General features: G+C 56.7%; 21 protein-coding genes and 1 tRNA gene. 11 read left to right on the plus strand and 11 right to left on the minus strand.

Features of this window, described 5'->3' with window-relative positions:
* The first annotated feature begins 400 nt into the window (after positions 1–400).
* Positions 401–1,204 (plus strand): helix-turn-helix transcriptional regulator, encoded by an 804-nt coding sequence (locus AADA15_RS18925; RefSeq protein ID WP_341643126.1) that lies wholly within the window; start codon positions 401–403, stop codon positions 1,202–1,204.
* A gap of 523 nt (positions 1,205–1,727) precedes the next feature.
* Here AADA15_RS18925 and AADA15_RS18930 read toward each other — a convergent pair.
* On the minus strand, positions 1,728–2,171 hold the full coding sequence (locus tag AADA15_RS18930; RefSeq protein WP_341643127.1) for a very short patch repair endonuclease: 444 nt from the start codon (positions 2,169–2,171) through the stop codon (positions 1,728–1,730).
* 85 nt (positions 2,172–2,256) lie between these two features.
* On the opposite strand from AADA15_RS18930, the gene AADA15_RS18935 reads away from it, so the two are divergent.
* The gene (locus AADA15_RS18935) at positions 2,257–3,762 is read left to right on the plus strand and encodes a DNA cytosine methyltransferase (protein ID WP_341643128.1); all 1,506 of its coding nucleotides are present in this window, start codon (positions 2,257–2,259) and stop codon (positions 3,760–3,762) included.
* On the opposite strand, the gene AADA15_RS18940 is transcribed toward AADA15_RS18935, so the two are convergent.
* The 7 genes from AADA15_RS18940 to AADA15_RS18970 form a co-directional block, all read right to left on the minus strand.
* Positions 3,734–4,555: a DUF6339 family protein gene (locus AADA15_RS18940; RefSeq protein ID WP_341643129.1), complete on the minus strand. Its 822-nt coding sequence runs from the start codon at positions 4,553–4,555 to the stop codon at positions 3,734–3,736. The genes AADA15_RS18935 and AADA15_RS18940 overlap by 29 nt on opposite strands.
* On the minus strand, positions 4,552–5,463 hold the full coding sequence (locus AADA15_RS18945; protein WP_341643130.1) for a hypothetical protein: 912 nt from the start codon (positions 5,461–5,463) through the stop codon (positions 4,552–4,554). The genes AADA15_RS18940 and AADA15_RS18945 overlap by 4 nt, the downstream gene beginning before the upstream one ends.
* Positions 5,460–6,326 (minus strand): hypothetical protein, encoded by an 867-nt coding sequence (locus AADA15_RS18950; protein WP_341643131.1) that lies wholly within the window; start codon positions 6,324–6,326, stop codon positions 5,460–5,462. Before AADA15_RS18950 ends, AADA15_RS18945 begins: the two co-directional genes overlap by 4 nt.
* Before the next feature lie 43 nt (positions 6,327–6,369).
* Complete coding sequence (locus AADA15_RS18955; protein ID WP_341643132.1) at positions 6,370–7,293, minus strand: hypothetical protein; 924 nt, start codon at positions 7,291–7,293, stop codon at positions 6,370–6,372.
* Entirely contained in the window at positions 7,290–8,318 is a 1,029-nt protein-coding gene (locus AADA15_RS18960) for a PD-(D/E)XK motif protein (protein WP_341643133.1), read from the minus strand. The genes AADA15_RS18955 and AADA15_RS18960 overlap by 4 nt, the downstream gene beginning before the upstream one ends.
* On the minus strand, positions 8,290–10,881 hold the full coding sequence (locus tag AADA15_RS18965; protein ID WP_341643134.1) for a Z1 domain-containing protein: 2,592 nt from the start codon (positions 10,879–10,881) through the stop codon (positions 8,290–8,292). The genes AADA15_RS18960 and AADA15_RS18965 overlap by 29 nt, the downstream gene beginning before the upstream one ends.
* Positions 10,882–10,970: 89 nt before the next feature.
* Entirely contained in the window at positions 10,971–11,240 is a 270-nt protein-coding gene (locus AADA15_RS18970) for a hypothetical protein (RefSeq protein WP_341643135.1), read from the minus strand.
* 218 nt (positions 11,241–11,458) lie between these two features.
* Between AADA15_RS18970 and AADA15_RS18975 the strand changes: the two genes are divergently transcribed.
* From AADA15_RS18975 to AADA15_RS19005, 7 genes are all read left to right on the plus strand, one after another.
* Entirely contained in the window at positions 11,459–12,682 is a 1,224-nt protein-coding gene (locus AADA15_RS18975) for a MobA/MobL family protein (RefSeq protein ID WP_341643136.1), read from the plus strand.
* Between the two features lie 19 nt (positions 12,683–12,701).
* A complete protein-coding gene (locus tag AADA15_RS18980) occupies positions 12,702–13,136 on the plus strand; it encodes a hypothetical protein (protein WP_341643137.1) in 435 nt (144 codons plus the stop codon).
* 389 nt (positions 13,137–13,525) lie between these two features.
* Complete coding sequence (locus AADA15_RS18985; RefSeq protein ID WP_341643138.1) at positions 13,526–14,716, plus strand: DNA-primase RepB domain-containing protein; 1,191 nt, start codon at positions 13,526–13,528, stop codon at positions 14,714–14,716.
* A gap of 420 nt (positions 14,717–15,136) precedes the next feature.
* Entirely contained in the window at positions 15,137–15,499 is a 363-nt protein-coding gene (locus tag AADA15_RS18990) for a hypothetical protein (RefSeq protein WP_341643139.1), read from the plus strand.
* Between the two features lie 80 nt (positions 15,500–15,579).
* A complete protein-coding gene (locus AADA15_RS18995) occupies positions 15,580–15,993 on the plus strand; it encodes a hypothetical protein (RefSeq protein WP_341643140.1) in 414 nt (137 codons plus the stop codon).
* Between the two features lie 336 nt (positions 15,994–16,329).
* On the plus strand, positions 16,330–17,499 hold the full coding sequence (locus AADA15_RS19000) for a tyrosine-type recombinase/integrase (RefSeq protein WP_341643141.1): 1,170 nt from the start codon (positions 16,330–16,332) through the stop codon (positions 17,497–17,499).
* A gap of 799 nt (positions 17,500–18,298) precedes the next feature.
* Positions 18,299–19,270 (plus strand): hypothetical protein, encoded by a 972-nt coding sequence (locus tag AADA15_RS19005; RefSeq protein WP_341643142.1) that lies wholly within the window; start codon positions 18,299–18,301, stop codon positions 19,268–19,270.
* A 132-nt stretch (positions 19,271–19,402) separates the two neighbouring features.
* On the opposite strand, the gene AADA15_RS19010 is transcribed toward AADA15_RS19005, so the two are convergent.
* Positions 19,403–19,479, minus strand: a tRNA-Pro gene (locus AADA15_RS19010).
* A 133-nt stretch (positions 19,480–19,612) separates the two neighbouring features.
* Here AADA15_RS19010 and AADA15_RS19015 point away from each other — a divergent pair.
* Complete coding sequence (locus tag AADA15_RS19015; RefSeq protein WP_341643143.1) at positions 19,613–21,226, plus strand: Na/Pi cotransporter family protein; 1,614 nt, start codon at positions 19,613–19,615, stop codon at positions 21,224–21,226.
* On the opposite strand, the gene leuB is transcribed toward AADA15_RS19015, so the two are convergent.
* Together leuB and AADA15_RS19025 are read right to left on the minus strand one after the other, a co-directional pair.
* Positions 21,223–22,326 (minus strand): 3-isopropylmalate dehydrogenase, encoded by a 1,104-nt coding sequence (leuB, locus tag AADA15_RS19020; protein ID WP_341643144.1) that lies wholly within the window; start codon positions 22,324–22,326, stop codon positions 21,223–21,225. The genes AADA15_RS19015 and leuB overlap by 4 nt on opposite strands.
* A 74-nt stretch (positions 22,327–22,400) precedes the next feature.
* The gene (locus AADA15_RS19025; RefSeq protein ID WP_341643145.1) at positions 22,401–23,309 is read right to left on the minus strand and encodes a LysR family transcriptional regulator; all 909 of its coding nucleotides are present in this window, start codon (positions 23,307–23,309) and stop codon (positions 22,401–22,403) included.
* Positions 23,310–23,402: 93 nt separating this feature from the next.
* Between AADA15_RS19025 and AADA15_RS19030 the strand changes: the two genes are divergently transcribed.
* Entirely contained in the window at positions 23,403–24,272 is an 870-nt protein-coding gene (locus AADA15_RS19030) for a sugar nucleotide-binding protein (RefSeq protein ID WP_341643146.1), read from the plus strand.
* Positions 24,273–24,497: the final 225 nt, after the last annotated feature.

Here is a 24,497-nt window from a genome sequence, read left to right on the forward strand (position 1 = left end):
CAACCAAAATCACAAAAACATATCAATGTAAGAGCGCCCTAAAGGGCGCTTTCCGCGTTTGGGCTTTCCCGTCGGTGCCACGCAAACCGCACAAGCGCGTTCTCACCTTGATGCATGGAACTGCACTTTCACACAGGCCTTTTGCCTTTCTGGCGGATTCGGTGATCCGTAGCGGCGCTGTCGCAAACCCGCTCGCCGTGCGCGCGCGGCAGCGATCGGTGGGGTGTTCGATAGCGGAAAATTCCCCAATCCGAGAAGCAATTCCGAGTTTATGCAGGCGACGACAAGACTGCCAAGACTTGGACTGACCAACTAAAAGTGAGCAGTGCGCACGATCGATTAGCAGATGCATTGCGACCGTCAGAACCAATTCACACTGTTGAGTAAGCAGGAACTATTCATGTCCGAACTCATGAACATCATGACGCAAATCATTGAGGAACCGACACTCGATCGAAAGCACCGCCTTTTTGCCAGCTTCATGGAGGGTGAATTCGGATACCGAGGCGTCAACTACGGGATCTTTTTGGATACACGATCTCCCCAAGCCATCTACAGCAACTTTGTCGCAAAACGCACAGGCTGGTCCTCGGAGTGGCGCGAAACGTACCGGAAGGAAGGCTATCATCGCAACGACCTTGCCATGATGATGGCAGCGGTCGCCTCGAAGCCGATCCTGCAAACCCGGTTTTACAGAATTCTGCAGCAAAACGAATTACCGACCCGCTACGCACAGGTCATACGTGGCGTGCAGGACTACGTGAAATGCGGGGTGATTGTTCCGATTTCTGCAAATGGATGCAAAGGGGTCATCGGGCTCTACGATCCGGAAGGTAACGGCGACAAGCATGACAAAAGGTATGGTCACTGCCGTTCGATCATCGAATCGCTGGCGAAACACCTACACTTGTCTTCCAACTGGGCAAGCGAGATCGTCTCCCAAACCGGATTGAGTGACATGAACTTGCGTGTCCTGCGCCTCAAGGCCAGGGGGATGCGTGTGAAGCAGATTTTGCACGAGATTGACCGCGACAATCCCAAGACGGTTGACAATCATATGGCCCGTGTCCGCAAGGCCCTCGGAGCACACAACGACGTCGAAGCTTTGGCCAAGGCCGCCACTTTGGGATTGTTGGGGTCATTCTGGGATGACCAGGGCGGGAATGCGGCTGATTTCCTCCCGAAATTCGTTCACGGGCATTGAGGGCAAAAGCAGTCCCTCCACGACCTCCAGCGGGCATTGGGTTTTGTTGGCCACATCAGCTGGTGACGGCTCTTTCCCTTTCCCGGACAGAATTGTCCCAAGGGTGCAGCAACAGCCATGCCAGGACTGGTGTATTGCATGAGGACTGAGAGGCTCTGGAACTCATCACGGAAACAAGGCGGGCCACCGGCGCGAAGTGCGGTGAGCAGATGCACGTGTCTGTACCGGTGCAGGTATCGCCGCACAAAAACCCGCTGCGAAATGCTGTCCACGAGCCGCAATCGCCATGCCGCACCCCATGGCGGGGCGCCAGGGATCGCGACTGATGTTATTCATCCTGATGACGAAATTTTGGTCGGAGTGAGAGGATTCGAACCTCCGGCCCCTGCCTCCCGAAGACAGTGCCAGCGCGGAAATCCCTTGAAAACAAGGAGGAAACACAAGGAGATTTCAAAGAAGCGCCCCGAAATGAGCAGTATTTACGGGGCCGCCCCATAAATGGCCTTTGGCGGCGAAACCATGATCACTCAAAAACCATCTGGCCTGGATCCCCACTGGTGATGAACTCGACAAGGTGTTCAACGAGATCGGACGGTGGCTCTCGCCCGATGGCGCACTCCCAGATGACACCCACCCGCCATCCGGCCTCCTGAAGGTCGCGGATGTTGCGCGCATCTCTTTCCACATTCTGGCGGAATTTTTCTGCCCAGAATTCGGCGTTGCTGGAAGGAGTTGTGGCTTTCCGGCACCCCGGGTGGCGGTGCCAGTAGCAACCATGGACAAACAGGACTGTTTTCCACCTCGGCAGCACGATGTCCGGCGAACCAGGCAGCTTTTTGGCATTCAGCCGAAATCGAAATCCTCTGCGGTGAAGGGCTTTCCGCAGAGCTACCTCCGGCCTGGTATTTCGACCGCGAATGCGCGACATCATCCTGGAGCGCACTTCAGGTGTGACTATGTCTGCCATGTAATCCCATTCTCGTGGCGGCAGGTTTGCCCTGGCGCACATCATGCTCTTGAAGATAAAAGAATAATACAATGAAGGGACGTAGATGAGCAGTGAATTCGCAATAATCGACCTGTTTGCGGGGCCGGGAGGGCTTGGTGAGGGGTTTACTCAGGCTGGCCGTAATGGAGACGTCAGCATGAAAATCCACCTGTCTGTGGAAATGGAGACCAACGCCGTGCAGACTCTGCGTCTGCGCTCCTTCCTGCGCCGCTTTGGCGATGAGTTTCCAGAGGAGTACTATGCGGCACTGAATGAGGGTGTGGAATTTCCCAACTGGTCAAAACTCTATCCGGAAGAATGGAGACACGCAGAACAGGAAGTTCGACAATTGGTTCTGGGTGAGCCCGGTGTTTTCGAGGAGATTGCAGGGGTACTCGACAAGGTTCGCGCAGACTTCCAAGGAAATACCATCCTCATCGGCGGACCGCCCTGCCAAGCCTATTCACTGGCTGGCAGATCGCGAAACAAGGGCAAGGAAGACTATGTCCTTGAGAACGACCATCGGCATTATCTCTACAAGGAATACGTGAACATCCTGGAGCGCCTCGAACCGGCTGCCTTCGTGATGGAGAACGTCAAGGGTATGCTGTCGAGCAAAGTGGATGGCGGCGGAATTTTCCACCGAGTGCTGGATGATCTCGCCGGGGCCGGACAAGGATACACCCTGATTCCGTTGGCTGCTCCGCCGCATCTCGGGTTGGGGCATCCTCCAGCGCGAGACTTCATTCTCCGCGCAGAAGATCACGGTGTGCCACAAGCTCGGCACAGGGTGATCGTGGTTGGCGTGCGGAAAGATGTCGCTGTAAAGTTGGACTTCGGAGAGGAGCCTCTCCTTGTGCGCAGAGAACTGCGGGCGACCGTCAAAGAGGCGCTCTCCGGAATCCCACAAGTGCGGAGTGGACTGAGCCGTGGTGACCAATTGGAAGCTTGGACAGAAACGGTTCGAGATCAGGCAAACGCGATTTCGGAAGCGGAGGATTTGCCTGAAGAGCTTCGAAAACGTGCTCGAAAGATTGCCACGAGCAGTGAGCTTCCATCGAAGCGACAGTCGCGAAGCTACTCAGACAGTCACGGACTTCCGAAGGATCTGGAAGATTGGCTATTGGACGAAAAGTTGGAGGCCGTCCTTCATCATGAAACCAGGGGGCATATCCCCGGCGATCTCGGACGATACCTGTTCTCTTCCATCTTCGCAGAGGAGCACCAGAAGGCTCCGAAATTGTCAGAGTTCCCTGAATTTCTGCAACCTGATCACAAGAACCGGAAAACAGGGCATTTTGCTGACCGTTTCCGGACTCAGGTAGGCAGTCGCCCCTCGACCACGGTGACGAGTCACATTTCAAAGGATGGACATTACTTCATTCATCCCGACCCGACACAGTGTCGATCCTTGACTGTCCGAGAGGCTGCGAGGCTTCAGACGTTCCCTGACAACTACTTCTTCCATGGGGGAAGAACTGCCCAATACCACCAGGTTGGAAACGCGGTACCTCCATTTCTCGCCTTTCAGATCGGATGTGTCATACGAGATCTGCTGGCTCGGGCGTGACCTGATCTTGGCTGTAGTAGATTGCTGCCAATTCAGCTTCCGGTACGCCTGACACCCGTGAGAATGCCTTCGTCACTTCTGTTTTGAGCTCTTCATTTGGTAGGAAGCCAAGATCAATGATCTCATTGTGGATGCGCAATAGTTTGGTTGCCCGTCGCATCACATCTTCCATTGCCGAACTGCCAATTTTCTTGGATGTTGCCACCCAACCTTCTGCGATGGCGCGCGTCAGCGATGCATCGGCACTGATCGATGGGCGCTCGAATATCTGGACCATTGCGTCTTCAGTTAGAGCAGCGAGTAAACCCCAACGGTCTTCGGCCCCTGATCCTCGATCCAGAACGACTCCTCGCATCCAAAGGCGTTGCAGTGTATTTCGTACACCGCCTTCGTATCTCTCTGCTTTTGCACCTGGAAAGCGCCACTCCACGACATCCGGCAGCATTACTCCAGAAAGGAAAGCCCACGTATCGTTGCGCAGAGCCTCTCCAGTCGCCAGTTCCGGGCATTGGGCAAGCGCAACGGCGCAATCCACATCAAAGGCAGCTTTGGCTTTCTGGCCCACGGCTTCAGGGAAGCCATGTTTGGCAGCGACTTCCTTGACCAAGTTAGAAATTCTTCCAGCAGCATTGAAATCTTGAGTGCCACCGCTGGCCGCAAATGAGATCATGGACGCATTCTCTTGCAGCATTTCAATGGCTGCCTTCGAAGTACGGGCGTTTCCTTTGACATGGCTCAGGAAGTTGCTCATCCCGAGCGCGTTCAGACGAGGTAGGAGGCTAACACGCGTCATGTTTCTTCTCCCAATCTCGCGGCCGCAAGTATTGCGGCACGAAACCGACCTGGAGCAACCTCTTTCAAAGTTCTGACCGAAGTAACCGTTTGTCCGGGGAATGCGAAATCAAGCCAGTTACGAACTTGCTGTCCGACCGAACCTTCCGGGCAAGTATCAAGGAGGTCGCCTGTTTCCGTATCGTCCAAAACGCTCTCAACCATCTGGGACATGACATCTCCAAGGATGGCTTGAAGAGAAAGGGGATCCCCGTCTGCAAATCTGGCTGCAAGGGTCTCGTCATCGGAATTGACGTAGACCCGAACTGAGCCACCAAAATCAGCCTCCAACTGGCCGGGCCTCCAATTCACGAACCAAGGGGCATCCTGCTGCGGTTGCCCTGAGAAGGCAGACGAGAAAGACAGCATCTCAATTGGGAACCGTGAGTCTCCGCCATCTTCCAGAAGGACATCCTTCCGTGTGTTCCACAGTCGGGCACCAAGCTCAGTGGGCGCCAAAGGCGAAGCAGGAGTTTCCGGTACCTTCTCCAATAGAATACTGCATTCGAGGCGCAATCGTCCGGAAAGCCTGGCGCCATAGAGTGTTGCCGAGACTTCGGCCTTTCCATCCTCATCCACCAATTCAACTGCTGCGCGCATCAGTCGCCTTGGCAAACTTCCGGCTCCGGTACCTACATTCAAGGCGATAGCCAAACCGAGTTGTTTCCTTGGAATACCCAACTCGGTTTCGACTGCGTCAAGGTCGATCTCGAAGCGCGTCCGAATTTCCAGATCACGCTCGTAGTCCCATGCTTCCAAAATATCAGGCGTCGGCTGCAATGGCTCACCTGGATCACCTACCATCCATCCCTGAAATCCAACGGCGCGATCCGAAAGTGTCAAAAAAGGGAAAGCGATGCGTTTGTTCATGTTGCCGCCCCCGTTTCTTCCAACTGGAAACGCACCCCAACAGCTGCTTCATCGGGCATCTGTATTGAACAAATCAACTTGCCGTCTTCGGCGCCGACACGAAGACGACCGCCTTCAACTTCATTGTCGCCAAGGGCAAGAAGTGAGATCTTGCCTTCGAAATCAACAGGTATTCCCGCAGTATCCGTTGCCCCTCCATCCATGACCAAGTGTGGTTCTGCCACGACGACCAAATCTGGGGCACCACCGTCATTCGTAAGGTCGGCTTCGAAAACTGCTACCTTGCCAAGGTGTTCATCCAGCTGGAGACCCACGAACCGAGGAGATGAAATGGCGCGTTTTTTGCGTGTTCCTCCCCCTGTCCGAGTACTGGTCGAGCGGCCAGGCCCTTTTGAAGAGGACTTGTCAAGAAGCCGTCCCATCAATCCTGCGGTCTTGGCCAGCGATGGGCCTCGATCTCCCCGGCCTGCCCCATTCACAACTGGATTCGCATGGGTTTTTGCAGCCTCTTTCAGATGTTTCAGGGCGACATTCACATATCTCTTGCCATACCCCGATGGGAGCATGTCTGGGATCCAATCGTCGTGCGCTGGCGGTTCAGCCTCGGCGAACGCACGTTCCACCTCGTCCTCGTCGGAACAAATGAAAACACCAGCCCACTCGAAGCGCTTGTCCGGATAGGGATCGCCTTCCAGGTATTTGACGACAAGTTCCACTGGTCGCATGAGTGCGATATGCGAAGCTTGTTGGGGAATAGATGTGCCACTTCTCAGAGCCACCGGATGGCGGTCAGCTTTCAGGCCCTTGCGAATGGACAGATTGCCCAGGAACCTGGCAGGGCGTTGACTTTTTATCTCATTCACACCTTCGCCTGAGCGGGCTTTCTTCAAGGCATCCGCGAACAGATCAAGTGGTGGGAATTCCTCCGGGGGGGGGGACGTGCACCGTTTCCCCATCCACTGTCAAATTGACCGTGAGTTTGCGATCCGGCGCTGTATCTTGGGTCATTCGAGGCCAGAAGTTCCAGAGAACGGACTCCAGAAGATCACCGGCCACATCAGTGCTTTCTCCAAAATGTGGCGCAAGAATCATGATGGTCGTGCCGGTTCGAAATGAATTGCGCTGCGGCAACCCTAAGTCGGCGGCCAACTCATCGGCCTCCGGCCCCTCAACAGGATCCACCCCCTGAGCTCCGTCTTGAACGCCCCACCAGTGGCGACCCGTAAAGCGCCTCTTTCCTTTTTCTGTGTCACCATTGAATGCTGCGCCCAAGTGACATGCCATAACGCGCCGCACGGGCGAGCCGCCATAGGTTGTCTGGCTATCCACAACGATCGTGCTACATGCACTCAAAGCGTATAGGGATGTCTTGCCGTACCCATAGGTGCCACCGCCTTGATGGGTGTCCCGGGCGGCACCAACGTTGCGCATGAAATTCACAAAATCCAAGTCTTCAGGCCCATCGGTTGGAGCATCTGCCCGTGTCGGACCGGCCAGGCCTGTCGTGTGGAAGTCGCAGATCTCGAACACTCGTACCGGACCATCATCAAGGTTGGTCCTCAGGATGTTTGCTGTTTCAGGGTCATTCGGCCTGTCCTGAAAAACCTTCGAAAGGAGAGTTGAGTATTCCGTTTCAGACAACACCCTCGTACGCAGCAGAATTTCCGGGCCCATCCCTTCGAGGGATGCATCCATACTATTTTGGACTGCCTCGCGGATTACCATGGGCAACAAACCGATAGCTGGGCGCCCCAAGAGCTTCTTGAAGCCTTCTGCAGCAATGTTCCCTGATGGCGCAAATGGCTCGCTGAAAAGCGCAAGCTTCGTCATTCCATAAATCTCCGAAAGACAGTTTCGTGATCTGATTCCAGCAGACGGTAGGCCGTAGCCGCTCCAAGATCGATTTCGTACGTCAGACCAGACACTCCGTCCGGTAGAGAGCCGTCAGGAAATGATGCGCTTGTAATTCGTGGAAAGGTCTCTCGGACTCGGTAGATATCAAGTTTTTCAACATTGAATGCGACCGAATTCCAAGCCGGGTCTTTTACATCCGAGCAGCCGATGTTCTCGAGACCCTCGTTGAGGCGTTCGGCGTCCACACCACTCTCTGTTATCCGTTCCACCACTTTTTCGATGGTTTCGCTTCCACCCTCAGTGCGCTCGAGCCTCATGTGTACGAGCATCATGCCACCTCCGGCCGGCGCTTCGAGTTGCTCCTCTCCATGGATTGTCACAGCGTGTGCATCGGCCCGAATTGAAGTTTTAACTTCTATGGCATGGGACCCTCTTCTGAAATCATGCCTCTGTTCCCAAGGGCCCATCCAAGTACTCACTGCTTCGGAAGACCGTTCGGAAAGCCTCTCAAGCACCAAAAGCTCCCCAAGTAATCCGACGAGGGTTGAAAGTTCGACCTCAATAGAGGATGGCCGTTCGAGAAGTTGACGAAAGTCCGAGATAGTTCCAGAGACTGCCTTTTCAGCCGACTCTCCATTTGCCACACGCGCCAAGGTCTCCGTCGCCAAATCTGCAAATACACCTGACAACCGCTTATCGAGAACCATCAGATCGATAAAACACATGCTTCGCCCATCCAAGACGTAGTTGGAAACACCCACACGCAAATTCCGGCTTTCACCGAGATCCCGTTTAACAATGCGGTTGCCAATGGGTATCAATAGCCTGGGCTCTCCGTCAGCTCCAAGCGCCCACAGAGCTTTGCCGTGACCGGCATCCACCTCAGTTTCAATATTGGGCACTTCCAGCCTACCATCACCATACCCATGCTGCTCGAGGCGCTTCCACTGCTTCGTCGGATTTTCCGGCATTTCAGGCACCTTCAACTTCCGCAACGGCATCAACTTCCTCTTCAAGTTGATCTTGTGAGGGAGCATCGAGATCCACTTGGAAGTAGCCCCCTGACCGATCTTTCAGACCGGGGAAGACGATGCCGAAACCGATCAAGTCGTCAGTTGCGTCAAGTGGAACGCGCGTTTTTGACCCCTCTTTATGTGGAGAAGAAGCATCAATGGGATAGACCAGAAGAAGTGGGATCGCTGGACGCAGACCTTTGTATGCATTCCAAGAATCCGGTTTTCCAGCAGAGGCTGCGGCCGAGCCTTCGACATCTATCAGAATGTCCCTCTTTGACATCAATGCCTTGATATCAGCGTAGCTATTAGGGCCATCTTTGAGGCGGGAACGTCGGAATGTGCTTACCGGCCCCAGCGGCCCCAGATCCTTTGAGGACGTCGTCTTTGTATTTGGGTTCAGGACCGCGACATTCCAGCTGGTGAGCGTGGGTTCCATCTTGTCCAAGTAATCCAAAAGGTGCTGCTTCTTCAAAGTCATGTGGTGTTCTGAAATATGGGTTTCACGAAGAAAGCGGCGCACGGCTTCAATTGGCACATTATGGAACAGGTAATCTTTGTCCATGTTGCGCTTCCCTTGCGCTGAAGCCGTATTGATCAGCTCGGCCGCTGCCCGCCAGTTTCCCTGAACAACATCCGCGGTCTTGTGATCGAACCGGATCGTTTGAACGTGTTCGCCTTCATAGCTCATGCTCGTTCGTAAAGCGTGTTTCATCTTGCTGGCAGATGTGATCGCCATGCCGGGAATTGCGCGGACTCGAACTGCAAAATCCACCGGGGTCAGATTGTGCTCCTGGTAATTGGCGATGTCGTCCCGAATTTCTTCCTCGATCGTGGCCAGTGAACGGAACTTCGAAACAAGATCGTCTGTCGTCCAGAGGCGTGGCAGGTCATCGTATCCGGGGCGATATCCAAACCATCTCCCCATCTGCAGCAACGTGTCATACTGCTTGGAAGTGCGTAAGAAGAAGGAAACGGCCAAGCCTTCGAGCGTGAGACCTCTGGCCAGAACTGTTCCACCAATTGCGATGTATGTCTTGGGACCGTTCTCATAATCAAGACGCATGTCGCTTTCGCCGTTTTCGACCGCGAACTCAAGCCTGTCGAGAACATTCTGAAGCTCTGAGCGAATTTCCTGAAGAGTTTCCGGAATGCAGTCATGATTGGCCCTGAAAGTTCTGGTCCGCTCATATTCGACCAGTTCGTCGAAACAGTCTGCCACTGCTCCATTTCCAGCAATCAGGTCCGAAGCCTCGGCATCAAGCCAGCTCTGCAGCAGTTCCGCCATGTAGCGATGTTGAATTACGAACTGAGACGAATGAACCAGCATGCTCATATGGTGGCCTTCGTGACCGCGAAGGCGTCTGATTGCGCAGGTGGCGAGGAACCAGAGAACCGCATTCTTCAGGTTTTCGGTCAATTCAGGACGAAAACTTTCCTTCTCTTTCATGCTGGTTGGGCGAAGTCGATCCTCTTCGCCTTGGACCAGAATGCGAACCATATCCTTCTCGCTGGAATCTGCGTCTGACGTGCCGAAAACGTCGCTTGTTCCGAAATACCCATTGGGCCTCGGCAAGCTCGTGATGAAGTCTTTCGGATACAAATCATCCAAGTCTGCAGGGTTGTTGGGATATGGATCAATGAACACATTGGCAAAGGGGGTAGCGGTGTAGCCCACGTACGAGACGGCCTGGAACCGGGCCAAGACCTCCCTGATGGCCTCATTGATCTTTGTCATGTCGTACTCGCCTTTGGCCGAGTTGACTGATGCTTGGTCACATTCATCATCAATGATCAGGACTTTTAGTTTGTCTTTGACCACTTGTGGCGTTTTGTCGATGGTCTTGCGTAGTGCGCGGAGACGACTGCCTTCCTTCTTCATGACGATAAACTGTGCGCCATCATCCGTGGGCATCGTGAAGGCTCGGTTGGTTGGCAGAGAGAAATCACCATCATCTTCGGGAGTCGTCAACGCTTCCCAAAAAATGCGGTGTCGAGCCACAACATCTTTCTCCAGGCGTCGCTGCGTCTGTGCCCTCAATTTGTTGGTGACGCCTCCGAGGATAATGATGAGATTGTATCCGGCATCAACCGCTTTTGCGATGACCGCCGTCATGTTGGCCGTCTTCCCAGACTGTACAAAACCTACAACAAGCCCGCGGCAAGAAAACTTCGTCTGTGAAGGATCACCCAGATAGGAAACTATTTCAGTTGATGTTTCATCAATAGATTTGACCGTATCACTGTCCCATTTCTTGGTGAATTCAAGGTAGTTGCTCAGTGCTGGCCAATGTCGGTCACTATTGCTCGGTCCGCTGTACCAATCTGTCCTCTCAGAGATGATCGAGTTTCGGCGTAAATATTTGACTGGCTTCTCTTCGGCCACCAGCCGAGCAACGGCTTCCGCAAGATCCGCGAGCATGTCGGGATCCAAGTTGAAACCATTTTCTTCATACTCCGAGCGGAGGTCTTCAGCTGCTTCCTGCGGGCCGTCAAAATTATGCAGTCGTTTCCGAATATTCTTTTCGAACCGATCAATTTGGCTCTGCACCACTCACCCTCCAAATTTCTAAAGACTTTTTGGAGAGGATAACCTTCGTCTTTACACGCTTTCAACTGAGAATGGATCGAATTTCCCAACTACTCACCTGAGGGTTCGTTTCTCTCATCTGGGTTGAGGGGCTGGAGCCCCAGAAAATCCCGGTCCGACTTCTTCGTGATCTTTTTGTGCAGGCGTTCAAGTGTGTTTTGACGTTTCTCCTCAGGCAGGCCCTCGAGCAGGGCCAGAGAGGCTATCCCGTAGAGCACCTTACGGCGCGTATCATCTTTGCGCTTCAGCTTTCTCGCCTGTGTCTGGAGGTCCTTGAGGCGCTGGCGGGCTTGTGCAATTTGCGTCTCGATATTGGCCATTTCGTTCTCCCGTATCGATGGTGGTCGAACAGGAAATGGCTCCCTGATCTCGCTTCTGCTCCAGTGGATTGAAAGGGGTTTCACCCAGCCGTCCTGAGGGCGGCCCTCGCGCGCCTTGAAAAGGCGATGCGCGCAGTTACGCAAACCCGGGGTTTGCCTGCGCGCCTCGCCGGCGGGGCTGGGGAGCGGATGCCGGGTTTGGGCCCGACATCCCATCCATGATACATCCAGCCTCCCGACTTGAAGTCGTTGTCCATTCTCGCGCTGACAACCGATCCGCCGTCAAATCCGCTGCCTACACGGCGCGTGCCACCTACCGGGACACACGCCTCGGCAAGCGGTTCTCCGGCAGGGCCAAGGGCGGGCTTCTGTCACACGAACTGATAAATTGGAGCGGACGGCCAGATGAACTCTGGAACGCCGCAGAACAGGCCGAAAACCGGCGTGATGCCCGCGTCATCCGGGAACTTCGCCCTTCCTTGCCGGCCGAGCTACCGCTGGCCGACCAGGTAAGGCTCGTCCGAGGGTTTTCTCTCTGGCTTCGAGACCAGTACGGCGTGGCGGTCCAGGCGAATATTCATGCCCCTCGCTTCAAGAATCCACGCCTTGAAAGGAAAGCACGGGCGAGGCGGTTCTTCCGAAAGAACCCGGAGATTTATGAAGCCGCTCTCTTCGACAGCAAGCGGACCAACCTGAATTTTCATGCGCATGTCATGATGACAACCCGTGAGGTTTGCCCAGAGACCGGCGAGTTCGGAACGAAGACAAGAATCCTCGATGACAAAAAAACCGGCCCGCAGGAAATTCTTCGAATTCGCCGGGAGTGGGAGAAACGGACCAATGCGGCATTGAAACGGATTGGTTCATCGGCACGGGTCGATTTGCGATCCTACAAGGATATGGCTCGGGCGGGAGATGCTCCGGCGGGCCTTGTCTCACAGGACCACCTTGGTCCGCGCCGGGCTGCGAGGTCACGCCGTCTTGCGGAAGACGGTGACGACACCAGCAAAGCCGGGCGGCGCCGGGCGGAAATCCGGGAGAACAACGAGAACCTCTGGGCGTCATGGCTGGAATTGCGGGCGCTCGAGCGCGAGAAAGACCGTCAGGTGGCTGAGCAACTCGCCCGAGATCGGGAAGAGGCCAGAAAGAAGAAAGCCGACGCTGAAAGGCGTCGGCTTCAAGATGTTCAGACGGCCGCAGATGCAGAGGCTACGCTGTCAGAAGCGACCCAGTTCGACAGTCTCAAGACGGACTCTGCTCTGGTCGAGGCGATTGCTTGGGCTTTGGGGCAGCAGGTCGAGACGCCTTGCGCGGAGCCGGAGTGGGCTTCTTCTTCGGTCGATTTGGAGACCTACGAGCCTCCGCCAACGCCACGGCAGCCGGAGCCGGTTCTGAAGCCTCAGGTTGTACGGATGCGTCGTCGGGGGCATCGGCATCTGTGACCTCTTTCTCGGCTTCAAGTTGGTCCAGACAATCGGTCAAATATGCGACCTCTTCTTCCAGCGCCTGAACCTTCTTCGCATGTTCGGCTTCCAGCATGACAAAGTCGCGTTCGCGGAGGGCGAATTGCCGGACATTCTGCTCTGTCATCCGAGCGATCTGCCCCCGAACGATGGTCTCCACACTCGCTTCAAGTGCAGTCACAGCTTTGCTGATCTGTTCATGTGTGTCGTCCGGCAGCGGGGTGTCCTGGGGCTGTTCTTCGTCCCTCGTTGCAAGGTGGTCTTCCCAGACCCTGCGAATCCGGGCGTAGTTGCCCTTGCCGCCAAAGGCTTTGTGGATGTCCGTGGCGGTGACCTCCCGGCCGAGTTTGGTCGCCAGGGTTCCACCAGTTTCGATGATCTCTTTATCGGAATTGAGGGGGGTGCGAGGCATGTCATACTCCTTTGTTTGTGACTGCAGGAGGGACCTGGGTCCGTTCCCGAAAACGGAAAATCAAACTTTCAAACTTTTTTTCGTCCGGCGTTGAAAAGTAAGGAATGCCAGTTGGTTGGTAAGTCAGTTTGTATGTTTGTAAGGTCTGAAAGTTTGTTTGTAAGTAAGTCAGATAAGTTTGTCTGAATGTCGCTGACAAACATTCTACTGCGCTCGTGGCTGGCCCTGATTTCAGCCTGAAAACCAATTCAAGCCGATTTTTTTCGTGATGTTGGCACGGGACGTAATTCCCTGGGATGAAGCATTCAGATCCCAGCGAATTCGCCCCGCTCGACCAGATTTCCGACCTCTCTGCCGAGGAATACTTCCGCCTGTTGCACCCCGAAAACTCCCGGGGCCGGGCGGCAGTGATGTGCAAGCTGGGGCAAAACGATGTGGAAACCCATTCCAAGGATAAAAATGCTCTCATCATGCTGATGCCGCAGTTCGTCGACCGAACCAGCTTTCTCACCCTCAACCGCTTCTGGAAGGGGCGGCAAGGCAGGCACCTGGCCGCGCTCAACGCCCTCTATGTCGACCTCGATTATTTCCAGATGCCGCACTGGCGAGGAAAGCCTCCGTCGGAAGTACAGAGCGCATTCTCTGCACATCTGCTGATCTCTGGCATGCCGCAGCCGTCGATCTTCCTGCAGACCGGTCGCGGCATCGCGGCCATCTGGCTGATCGAGGAAACACCGGTTTCGGCGCTCCCGCGTTGGCGAGGCGCGATTGGAGCCTTGATCGAACTCGCAAACGATTTCGGGGCGGACAAAGCCTGCAAAGATGCCTCTCGGGTGTTCCGCATTCCGGGCACAGTCAACGAAAAATCGAGCAAGGTTGTCCGGGTCACCGGCGGCTCTGGAGAGCGGTACTGTTTCGATGCTTTGGCGGATCAGATCTACAGCGCTTGTGGTCGACCGACCCGCGCGGAACTGCAGGAGCGAAAGAAACAGAAGAAACCGGAAAACACCCGCGCGGGTGCCGGGATGCCCCGGGGACTGACCCAGGCGGAACGTTTCAGGTTGATCCTCGATGATCTGGAAGTGTTTCGGGGCGCCCATGGCAGCGTGATCCCGACCGGCCTGCGGAACACCTGGCTCCATTTCTACGCGACTTGTCTCACCCACCTTCCCGGGGTTGCAGACATCGAGGGTGAGGTTCTGAGGATTGCTCAAGACGCGACACCGGGTCTGGAACCAGGAGAAGTTGATGCGATCGCCAGGCAAGCCATGGAAAAGGCCAGACTGGTCAGGACAACTTCCGTCTGGAATGACGGCCGATATCATTACAAGGGTGCCACAATCGCCGATAGCCTTGGCATCACGCCGGAAATGGCGCGCAGTCTCGGCCTTCAGCAAGTCATCCCGGCTTCGGAAAGAAGGCGCCGCAAGGCGGAAGCGGCACGGCAGCGCCGGGTCAATAATGGCGCCATGTCCCGCGAAGAATACGAGGCAAAGAACAACGCCTCCCGTAAAAGGCCCTGGGAAAAGCTCGGCATCGGGAGAACCAAGTATTATGAGCTGAAACGTGCCGGAATGCTCCCTGTTCTGGAGGCGGCTTGATGCCGGACAGGTCCGTGCCCGCTTCAGGGGCATAGCCAGCGACCCTGGGCGCAACAGGGGAAGAAAAGAGCCCCCACCCACCTCCCCAACGGCGCACACCAATGGCAATCAAGACATGGACCCTACGGCGGACAGCCACGCGGCAACAGCGCCGGCACAGACGTGTCCGGAGGAATTTCCGAGGGCTTCCAGGACGGCCGGGCATACCCTGGTGGATCCTGCATTTCCGATCGCACCCTTTGGGTCGAGGGCGCGACCGGAAACGCAAGCTCCTCAGGGACCGTATCAATACGGTTCCTCGTTTCGAGAGTGTGGGTGCCCGGGCCGGTCATGCGAGGCCGGTCCGGGATAGCTCGAATGCCCAGCCGGGTCTTGAAGCCGCGCGCAATCCCGCGCCCGGTAACAGAGGAGAACACCTCCATGTTCGACCTGATTTCCCCCGCTCACAGCGAGCTGCAGGATTTCCTGCGGTTTCATTCCGAGGCCCTCCAGAACGCATCGCTCCTGCTCGGTGGCACACCTGCCCTGAAAGCGACCAGCGCGCTCATTGATGATGTCTGCAGCGTCCCAGTGCTTAGCCGTCGCCTGCAACAAGGTCTGGTGCGCCTGCATGAGCTGCTTTCGCTCGAGCACGTTCATGATCTCGATCGACCGGAATCGTCGTATTTCGCGGATCTCGACCCTGCAGCTCCATATGTCGAAGACCTCTGCCTGCTCGCAGAATCCTTCCAGGATGTCCTTCTGCGGCTCGACGGTCGGCTGGACATCCCCCGCACCGCCTGAGCGCACCCGCCAGTGGATTCCTCCTCCGCTGGCGTCTTGAGAGGCCGCATGGGGCGGTCTCACCCACTGGAGGATCGACCGTGGATGAACAAACGGAACGCGAAACGCATGAACTGGTGCTGATGGTGATCACTCAAGGCCGCCTTCTGTCACAGGAGTGGCATGAAGTCGGCCTTGTGCCGCAGGGTACCACCAAGCCTCTCGTGCTCGCGCTATTGCGCAGCCTGGGTGAGCGCCATGACTTTCAAGAGATGGATGAAGAGCGCATCAACCTTTTGGGAGACCAAATCCGCCGTTTCACAAATCAGTATCGTGACGGCCTCGGTGACCGCGCCCTCGAAAGCGACCTTGAGACTGAACACATCTTCGACCTGAAAGCTATGGACCTGATCAATGTGGCTTGGCGATGGCGCCAATTCCGCAATGCCAAACGAGCGCTGGATGACAAGATTGCAGCGATCCGCGAGACCGAAAGACTGTTGACCTCGGTCTGAGGTATCAATGTCGTCCGGGTCTGAGTGCTTGGCGCCGGGCGAACGCAAAAAGTCTGGCGACTATCAAACCAAACAAACCCCGATTTCCCAAAATCGAAACGACCCCTTTTCCTGTTCGCGGGGCGAAATCCCCCCGCGTTCAACCGCAACAAATCGCGTTCGATGCGAGCAGGGAAAACACATGATGCAGGACTTACTCACTTTCAAACAGGCGTCGGAAATTGCCAATATGCCGGCGGCTGCTTTGGAAGAGGCTGCCTTCGATCATGGTCTGCTGGTCCAGATGGGGACACACAAACGTATCGAGCGCGACAGCCTCAAGGAGCTGTATAAAGCATGCCGCGTAAAGCCAAACCCGCCCGTCTCTACGAAAGGAAAGCCCGTGGTGGCCGCAAAGCGGTCTTTGTCATTCGAGATGGAAAATACGAAGAGTCAACGCGCACAGGATGCCGCAAAGAAGCTGAAGAGTATCTCCGGCAATACCTGAACGAGAAGGAGCGTTCGGCGCCTGCTGCTTCAGGCGACGAATTCGAAGTCAGTGATGCCCTGATCCACTATGCAGAAAATCAGGCACCTGAAACGGCAGATCCAGAACGGATCGGATACGCGATTTCGGCCCTGGTTCCGTTCTGGGCAGGCAAGTCGCTTTCAGATGTGAATAAAACCTCCTGCAAGAAGTATACTGCATACCGGCGAAACGGGCATGATGTTCAACTTGGGCTCAAGTGCATCCCAGTCGGTGACGGCACGATCCGCCGGGAGTTGGGTGCACTTCGTGCAGCCATCAATCTCGCAAAGGAAGATGGGTTGACGACGGCTTCACCAATCATTGTGCTGCCCCCCAAGCCAGCACCAAAAGAGGTATGGATCACTCGGAGCGAAGCGGCAGCTCTGATCAGAATTGCCCGTCGGCGTAAGGAGACGAGGCATCTGGCTCGTTTCATCTTGGTGGCTCTGTATACCGGCTCACGAAAAACCGTGATCCTGCGCCTCAAGTTCAAGAAGCACAGCAAAGGAGGATGGATCGACACGAAAAACGGAATTCTCTACCGCAAAGCCGAAAATGCCCAAGTAACGAGGAAACGAGCGCCCAACATTCGCATTCCTCGAAAGCTGCTCGGGCACCTGAAACGCTGGGAAAAAATCAGCAACCATAGTGTGGTCGAATTCGAGGGCGCTCAAGTCGGAAGCATCAAGACGAGTTGGAGTACTTTGCTGCGAACCGCCTTGGAGGAAGAGAAAGCTCTGATTGAAGCGAACAATGAGGCGCGGAAGAAAGGCCGCGAGGAAATTGAGGTGAAGACGGGTTTCGCGGAAAAACATGTCACGCCCCATTCTCTCAGGCATACTGCAATCACCTGGGCGATGCAGGCCGGCGCCGATCCTCAGAAATCCTGTGGGTTCTTCGGGGTATCTTGGGATACCATGAATGAGGTCTACATCCACCACCACCCTGATCACCAAGAAGATGTGATTGAGGCGGTGAACAAAGGGGGGCGGAAGTGATGGCATGAGGCGGCTGATCAGCCGCCTCGCTAAAGGAATTGTTCCGATCTGGAATGTAAGCGAAGACCGGAGGCTGTTAGCTGTTGGCTACCTGCGCGTCACGGTATCGTTCCGCCTGACGTTCGAGGCGGTTGAGTGTGTTCCGGTCAAGCTGAAGTTCTATGATCAGTTCATTCACCAGAGCTTCTGGCTCCGGCGGAGGGGGGGGGCGTGGATGCGCTCTCGGTTCCATAGAACCCTCTCCAGCGGTGCGATGTCGATCATAGCGTGCTCAAGAGCTTCAATCTCGGCTCGCGTGCCGGGAAGTGGCATCCAAGCAGCGCGGCAGTGTTTCCGGATGAAGGCGTTTCGGAGTTGTTTGGCGGCATGTCGGTCGGCCATTTCCTCGAAGTCTGAGCTCTTGGGGCCACGATACATGCGTCCCGTGTTGTAGGCCCAAGAGAACTTGTGACTGTGTGTCTCTGTCCCCGTGGTATGACGATTCTGGATGCGGTCGCGGAAGTCCTTATTTTCTGTGCTTCCGATATACCGGAAGCAATGCTCATGGTCAGCCAGGGCATAGATACCCTTCTGCCTGGGAATGTTTACAAGATGTTGGAGTGGTAGCGCGTGTAGCGTGGTTATTGCGCTCAAGGGCGTCATGGCGAGCATTCTCCTTTAGGATCCATCAGTCCAAACCCGGAAACTCTGTCAAGCGTTCGCCATTCCTTCTGGTGCCGAAGGGGGGGCTTGATAAGCAGAAAAAAATCGAACATTTTGATTTCACGTCAAAAAAACAACATTGAATGGTGGTTGTTGAATGCCAATAGATTTGTTCTCAGCATTGGTCTCCGAAGAAAAATTACATCCGAATTTCAAGAAACTCCTTGAAGACGATAGCGACGATGTTCGTGCAGTGATTCAATCTTGGAGTGCCGGATTTGAAGATCGAGATGGAAAATTTGCTCAGGAATTTCAAACAACTTTTAACTCGTCGTTTTGGGAGCTGTATCTGTTTGCGGTTTTGAAGTCTCTGCATTTGGAAGTCGAAGGAAATCACCATGCTCCGGACTTCGTGGTGAAAGATGTGCCTGTTGCCATAGAAGCTACAATTGCCAGCCATGCGGCTGATGGCGTTCCAGAATGGGAAAAGACTGTTGGGGCGGTGACTGACTTGGATGTTCTGCGCTCCCAAACTAACGCAGTTGTACGGGCTTCAAACGCCTTCCATTCAAAATCTCGAAAGTACCTCGACAGGTACCAAAGGCTTGAGCATGTGAAGGGAAAATCTTTCGTGATTGCGATTGCCAATTTCGGGACCGAGGACTTTTTTATGCTGGGGGACGTCGCAATGCAGTGGCTTCTCTATGACGTAGCTGCGCGGGGTGACGTCAAAAAAACGAATGGAGCATCAGTCCCGCTGGGATTGTTCAATGATGCAGAGTTCTCCCACATAAGCGCCGTCGCCTATTCCTCCACGGCCACATGGGGAAAGGCAAGGGCATTGGGCGAAGGAGATGATGCCTCAGTGTTTCAAGCCATCCGGATCAAAGACAACACGACCTCAATCCGGGTAGCGGCAAAAAAAAGCGAATATCATGAAAGTTTGACAGATGGTCTCCGCCTCTTCCTCAACCCTTACGCTGATCATCCTCTGGATGTCTCGTGTATCTCTGACCCTGGTATTCGGATCTTCGATGCCAACAAAGACGGGTCATACTATGTCACTTGTCATCCGGACGGCGATCTTTGCATGAGGCAGGTAATGAGGATGAACGTTGTTTCTGAGTAAAGGCTTCGTTCTCTGGTCCAAGAGCAGGTACGCGGACACTCAATCTTTGGTGGGAAAGGCTGTAGCCGGGGCCGGCTCCAGAAACAGCCTGTGCCGGAATTAAAAAAGGCGCCCTTGGGCGCCTTTTTTAATTGGTCGGAGTGAGAGGATTCGAACCTCCGGCCCCTGCCTCCCGAAGACAGTGCTCTACCAGGCTGAGCTACACTCCGACCGTGGCGCGGGGTTATACCCGGCGGGCTGCTTTTGCAAGCGCATTTGTCAGGGTTTTTACGCTAACCGCCAAATAGAAACGCTTGCCCCTGCCTCCGTGCAAAGCCATCCTGAGGGAAAAACGGCGTTGCGATGACAGCAGACTATCTTTCGGTTTTGGGCGGGATCGGCATGTTCCTTGTGGGCATGAAGATCATGACGACGGCCCTGCGCGATGCGGCAGGTTCAAATCTTCGTGCCATTCTGACCCGCTTCACCACCACCCCGTTGAAAGGTGTGGCGACCGGAACCCTCACGACCGCCGTGATCCAGTCCTCCAGCGCCACAACCGTTATGACGGTCGGATTCGTGGGAGCGGGGCTTTTGACCATGCCGCAGGCGCTTGGCGTGATCTACGGAGCCAATATCGGCACCACGGCGACCGGCTGGCTCGTGTCCATCCTTGGGTTCAAGCTGAAGCTTGGCAGCCTGGCGATGGCGGGCCTGCTTGTCTCTGGCCTTGCCGACCTTTTGGGACGCGGGGTCGTCGCCCGAACGGGACGCGTGATGTCCGGCCTGTGCCTGTTGTTGATCGGCTTGGACCTGATGCAATCGGGCATGTCGGATGTCACGGGCCTGATCACGCCCGAGATGCTGCCTGCCCAGACACTTTGGGGGATGGTGCTGCTGGTCGGCCTTGGCGCCGGGATCACGATCATCATGCAGTCTTCTTCTGCGGCCATGGCCCTGGCCCTTGTGATGGTGCAGGGCGAGGCGCTGACCATGTTGCAGGCGCTGGCAATCGTGATCGGTATGAACGTCGGCACCACCTTCACCGCCATCCTGGCGGCCTTGGGCGGTTCGCGACCGATGCGTCAGACCGCCCTTGCGAATCTGATGTTCAACGTCGTGACCTCCTGCGTGGCTTTCGCGATCCTTTTCCTGGGCGCAGCATTGCTGTCTGATCTGGAGGCGACCGTTGGCGCAGTGACGACGGTTCTTCTGTTTCATATGGGGTTCAACATTCTGGGGACCGCGTTGTTCCTGCCGGTGACCGGGGCCTTTGCCGCGCTCATCGCCCGATTGGTGCCGGACCATCCCGCAGCGCCTGCGATCGATCTGGACCGTGCCCTCGTGCAGGATTCGGGGCTTGCCATCATGGCAGCAGCGGCTGCAGCGACCAGCACTTTTCAGCGTATGACCGAGGCCCTGTCCGCGGCCTTGATCGCGCCTCCTGACTATCGGCCTTTGGCGGCGCTGGGGCCTCTGCGGGAAGCTCTGCCGCAGTTGACGGAGTTCCTTGCCGATATCCGCCTGCCAGAGGGGAGAGAGGACCAGGAAACCGCCTATGGCGCCCTTTTGCATGAGACGGATCACCTGTTGCGCCTGATGGAGCGGTGCAAACAGACAAGCCAAATCTCGGACCTTTTGGACGATCCTCTACTGCGCCGCCCGGCACAGGCATTTGCCATGGCCCTGGCATCTATCGCGGATGAAAGTGCAGATCTGGATCAGGCCGCCGCTCGCCTCCAACGGCTTGCGGCGCTGGTGGAGCGGCGCACCAGACGCCACCGGCGGGCGCTGATGCTGGGTGAGCATGCAGGGATGTACAAATTGTCCGAGGTATTTGCCCATACGGATGCGATGCGGTGGCTCCAGCGCAGCCTGCATCATGCAGAGCGGATCGCGCACTATGGGCATGTCGTGCGCGACGCGTTGGCTGCGGCAAAACCTGCTGCCGCAGCCGAACCTGTCGAGACGCCTTAGAGGCTTGCGTCAAGCGCGGCGACGACGGCATCGCCCATTTCGCTGGTGGAGACGGGATCAACGCCTTCTTCGCCCAAAAGGTCGGCCGTGCGCACGCCATCTGCCAGAACCTTTTCGACAGCGGCTTCGAGGCGGTCTGCCTCGGCACCCATGTCGAAGGAATAGCGCAGCGCCATGGCAAAGCTGAGGATACAGGCAATCGGGTTCGCCTTGCCCTGGCCGGCAATGTCGGGGGCCGAGCCGTGCACGGGTTCGTACAGAGCCTTGGGGCGGCCATTGGCCATAGGCTTGCCAAGGCTCGCCGAAGGCAGCATGCCAAGAGAGCCGGTCAGCATGGCTGCAGCATCGGACAGCAGGTCGCCAAAGAGATTGTCGGTCACGATCACGTCGAACTGCTTGGGCCAGCGGCACAGCTGCATGGCGCCTGCGTCAGCATACATGTGGGACAGCTCGACCTCGGGGTAGTCCTTGGCCACTTCGGTGACGACTTCGCGCCACAGGATGCCCGACTCCATGACGTTGGCCTTTTCCATCGAGCACAGCTTCTTGTTCCGGCGCATGGCCAGCTCGAAGGCCGAGCGGGCAACGCGGTCGATCTCGCTCTCGGTGTAGCGCTGGGTGTTGATGCCGACGCGCTCGTTGCCTTCTTCGATGATGCCGCGGGGCTCGCCAAAGTATATGCCCGAGGTCAGCTCGCGTACGATCATGATGTCGAGGCCGGCAACCACGTCTTTCTTCAGCGACGAGAAATCCGCCAGCGCGTCAAAGCACTGCGCCGGGCGCAGGTTGGCGTAAAGGTCCATCTCCTTGCGCAGGCGCAGCAGGCCGCGTTCCGGTTTGACCGAGAAATCCAGCACGTCATACTTGGGGCCACCCACGGCGCCCAGAAGCACGGCGTCGACCTCTTGCGCCTTGGCCATGGTGTCGTCATGCAGGGGCGTTCCATGGGCGTCATAGGCGGCGCCGCCGACCAGATCCTCGCTCACATCGAACTGAATGTCGCGCTTGTCGCCGTACCAGCCGATGACCTTGCGGACCTCTGCCATGACTTCGGGGCCGATGCCGTCACCGGGCAGAATCAGAATCGATGGGTTGGACATGCGCTTCCTCCTTGAAATAGCTGCAGACGGGGTACTCTTCGCAAAGGCCAGCGTCAATAACGCGCCCTTTGTTATTAAGGGGCCGTCGCGTCTTTTGCGGCCCGTTCGAGGCCCTGCGCCAGCCCGTCCCAGACCGCTCGGATGCGCGGGGTGTGCCGCATGACGCCATGGGCAGCCAGCCAGACCGGCAGCGGGGGCAGCGCAAAGTCCAGATCCAGTTCCTCAATCTGGGGGTCCGACAGGGCCGGACCGCGCTGCGAAAAACCGATCCCGCAGCCCGCGCGCAGCAGTTGCCAATAGGCCGACTGGTTGTCGCAGCGAACCGCAAAGCTGTGCCGGTCGGCCTGAAACCCCATGGCGGCCATGGTCTTTAGGATCAGATCGTCTGCATCATACCCGATCAGGTCATGCTGCCAGAGTTCCGCTGCCGTCTTTGGGCGCCCGCGCTGCGCAAGGTAGCTTTTGGCCGCAAAGATCCCGAGCGGCAGATCAGCGATATGGCGGGTGACGACATCGAGTTGCGTCGGCCGATACATGCGCACTGCGATGTCTGCGGCGCGAAACACCAGATTTTCGGAGGCATCGCTGGGCACCAGTTCCAGCTCGATCCCCGGCTGGGTGCGGCGGATCTCGGCCAGGATGGGCGGCAGCACGTAATGCGCAGCAAAGACGCTGGCGGTGATCCGCACCGTTCCCGTCAAGTCCTGCGACTGGCCGGCCGCTGACAGGCTGATGGCATTCATGCGATCATTGATCTCTCGCGCCAGCGGCAGCAGTCTTTCACCCTGTGGCGCCAGAGCCAGGCCGCGCGGGTGGCGATGGAACAGGCGCTGGTCCAGTTCGCGTTCCAGCGTCTGGATATGGCGCCCAAGGGTGGGCTGACTGCGCCGCAGCCGTTTTGCGGCCGCCGACAGCGAGCCGGTTTCGGCGACGGCCAGAAAACTCTGGATCAGGGTCCAGTCGGTCAATGCAGGGTTCTCCATCCATAAATGAATGGCAGATCTGCAGATCCATGCAATATGAGTGATGCAATCCCCTGCTTATTCTGGGGCCGTTCAGGATGAAAGGAACCGGTCATGCCCCGCAATGTGCTTATCCTTGGTGCCACAGGCCGGTTCGGCCGCGCTGCATCCCACGCGTTTCGTGCCGCAGGCGATCACGTCACGGCCTTTGACCGCAAAAAAGACGATCTGATGCGATCAGCGGTGGGCAAGCATATCATCGTTGTGGGCTGGAACCCGGCATACCCGGATTGGGCCGAGCAGGTGCCGCGGCTCCATGCGCAGGTGATTACGGCGGCGAGGGCGAGCGGCTCCACCGTGATCGTTCCTGGTAATGTCTATGTCTTTGGCGCTCAGACCCCGACACCATGGTCAGAGCACTCGCCACATGAGGCGCAAAATCCATTGGGCCGCATTCGGATTGCGATGGAGGAGGCCTATCGCGCTTCGGCTGTGCGGACGATCCTTCTGCGGGCCGGAGACTTTGTCGATACCGAAGCATCAGGCAACTGGTTCGATGCGGTGATGACGGCAAAACTGGCCAGGGGGAAGTTTGTCTACCCCGGCGTTCCTGATGTTCCCCACGCCTGGGCCTATCTTCCCGACATGGCGCGGGCGGCGGTGGCATTGGCAGATCAGGCAGACCGCCTGCCGGTCTTCGCGGATATTCCCTTTCCCGGATACACGCTAAGTGGGCGCGAGTTGCATGCTGCCGTGAACGCCTGCCTTGCCGTGCCTGTTGAGCTCAGGCCCATGTCCTGGCTTCCTCTCCAGCTTGCACGTCCGTTCTGGCCCTTGGGGCGTGGCCTTCTGGAAATGCGCTATCTTTGGAATACGGCCCACAGCCTTGACCGAACCCTGTTTCAGGACCTGCTACCGGATTTCAAGGAGACACCGCTGTCAGAGGCTTTGGTTGAAATTTTGCCCAAGTCCTTGATGCGATAAAGACATGTGCAGGCATGCACTCCCGCCCCCGCAGGTGATCTGGCCTGCGCCAGATCCCCTTGGCGGGGGGGGGGGGGGGGGGGGGGGGGGGGGGGGGGGGGGGGGGCGGCCCCCCCCCCCCCCCCCCCCCCCCCCCCCCCCCCCCCCCCCGGGCGCGGGGGGGGGTGGGGAACCCCCCCGCGCGCCCCCCCCCCCCCACAAACAAAAAAGCCCGGTGCTACGCCG

This window comes from Phycobacter sedimenti, assembly GCF_038148855.1.
In the GTDB taxonomy this organism is placed as follows: domain Bacteria; phylum Pseudomonadota; class Alphaproteobacteria; order Rhodobacterales; family Rhodobacteraceae; genus Phycobacter; species Phycobacter sedimenti.

Coding starts and splice junctions, on each gene's coding strand:
- AADA15_RS18925 (WP_341643126.1), top strand. CDS start 401: ATGTCCGAACTCATGAACATCATGACGCAAATCATTGAGGAACCGACA.
- AADA15_RS18930 (WP_341643127.1), bottom strand. CDS start 2,171: ATGGCAGACATAGTCACACCTGAAGTGCGCTCCAGGATGATGTCGCGC.
- AADA15_RS18935 (WP_341643128.1), top strand. CDS start 2,257: ATGAGCAGTGAATTCGCAATAATCGACCTGTTTGCGGGGCCGGGAGGG.
- AADA15_RS18940 (WP_341643129.1), bottom strand. CDS start 4,555: ATGACGCGTGTTAGCCTCCTACCTCGTCTGAACGCGCTCGGGATGAGC.
- AADA15_RS18945 (WP_341643130.1), bottom strand. CDS start 5,463: ATGAACAAACGCATCGCTTTCCCTTTTTTGACACTTTCGGATCGCGCC.
- AADA15_RS18955 (WP_341643132.1), bottom strand. CDS start 7,293: ATGACGAAGCTTGCGCTTTTCAGCGAGCCATTTGCGCCATCAGGGAAC.
- AADA15_RS18960 (WP_341643133.1), bottom strand. CDS start 8,318: ATGCCGTTGCGGAAGTTGAAGGTGCCTGAAATGCCGGAAAATCCGACG.
- AADA15_RS18970 (WP_341643135.1), bottom strand. CDS start 11,240: ATGGCCAATATCGAGACGCAAATTGCACAAGCCCGCCAGCGCCTCAAG.
- AADA15_RS18975 (WP_341643136.1), top strand. CDS start 11,459: ATGATACATCCAGCCTCCCGACTTGAAGTCGTTGTCCATTCTCGCGCT.
- AADA15_RS18985 (WP_341643138.1), top strand. CDS start 13,526: ATGTGCAAGCTGGGGCAAAACGATGTGGAAACCCATTCCAAGGATAAA.
- AADA15_RS18990 (WP_341643139.1), top strand. CDS start 15,137: ATGTTCGACCTGATTTCCCCCGCTCACAGCGAGCTGCAGGATTTCCTG.
- AADA15_RS19000 (WP_341643141.1), top strand. CDS start 16,330: ATGCCGCGTAAAGCCAAACCCGCCCGTCTCTACGAAAGGAAAGCCCGT.
- AADA15_RS19005 (WP_341643142.1), top strand. CDS start 18,299: ATGCCAATAGATTTGTTCTCAGCATTGGTCTCCGAAGAAAAATTACAT.
- AADA15_RS19015 (WP_341643143.1), top strand. CDS start 19,613: ATGACAGCAGACTATCTTTCGGTTTTGGGCGGGATCGGCATGTTCCTT.
- leuB (WP_341643144.1), bottom strand. CDS start 22,326: ATGTCCAACCCATCGATTCTGATTCTGCCCGGTGACGGCATCGGCCCC.
- AADA15_RS19025 (WP_341643145.1), bottom strand. CDS start 23,309: ATGGAGAACCCTGCATTGACCGACTGGACCCTGATCCAGAGTTTTCTG.
- AADA15_RS19030 (WP_341643146.1), top strand. CDS start 23,403: ATGCCCCGCAATGTGCTTATCCTTGGTGCCACAGGCCGGTTCGGCCGC.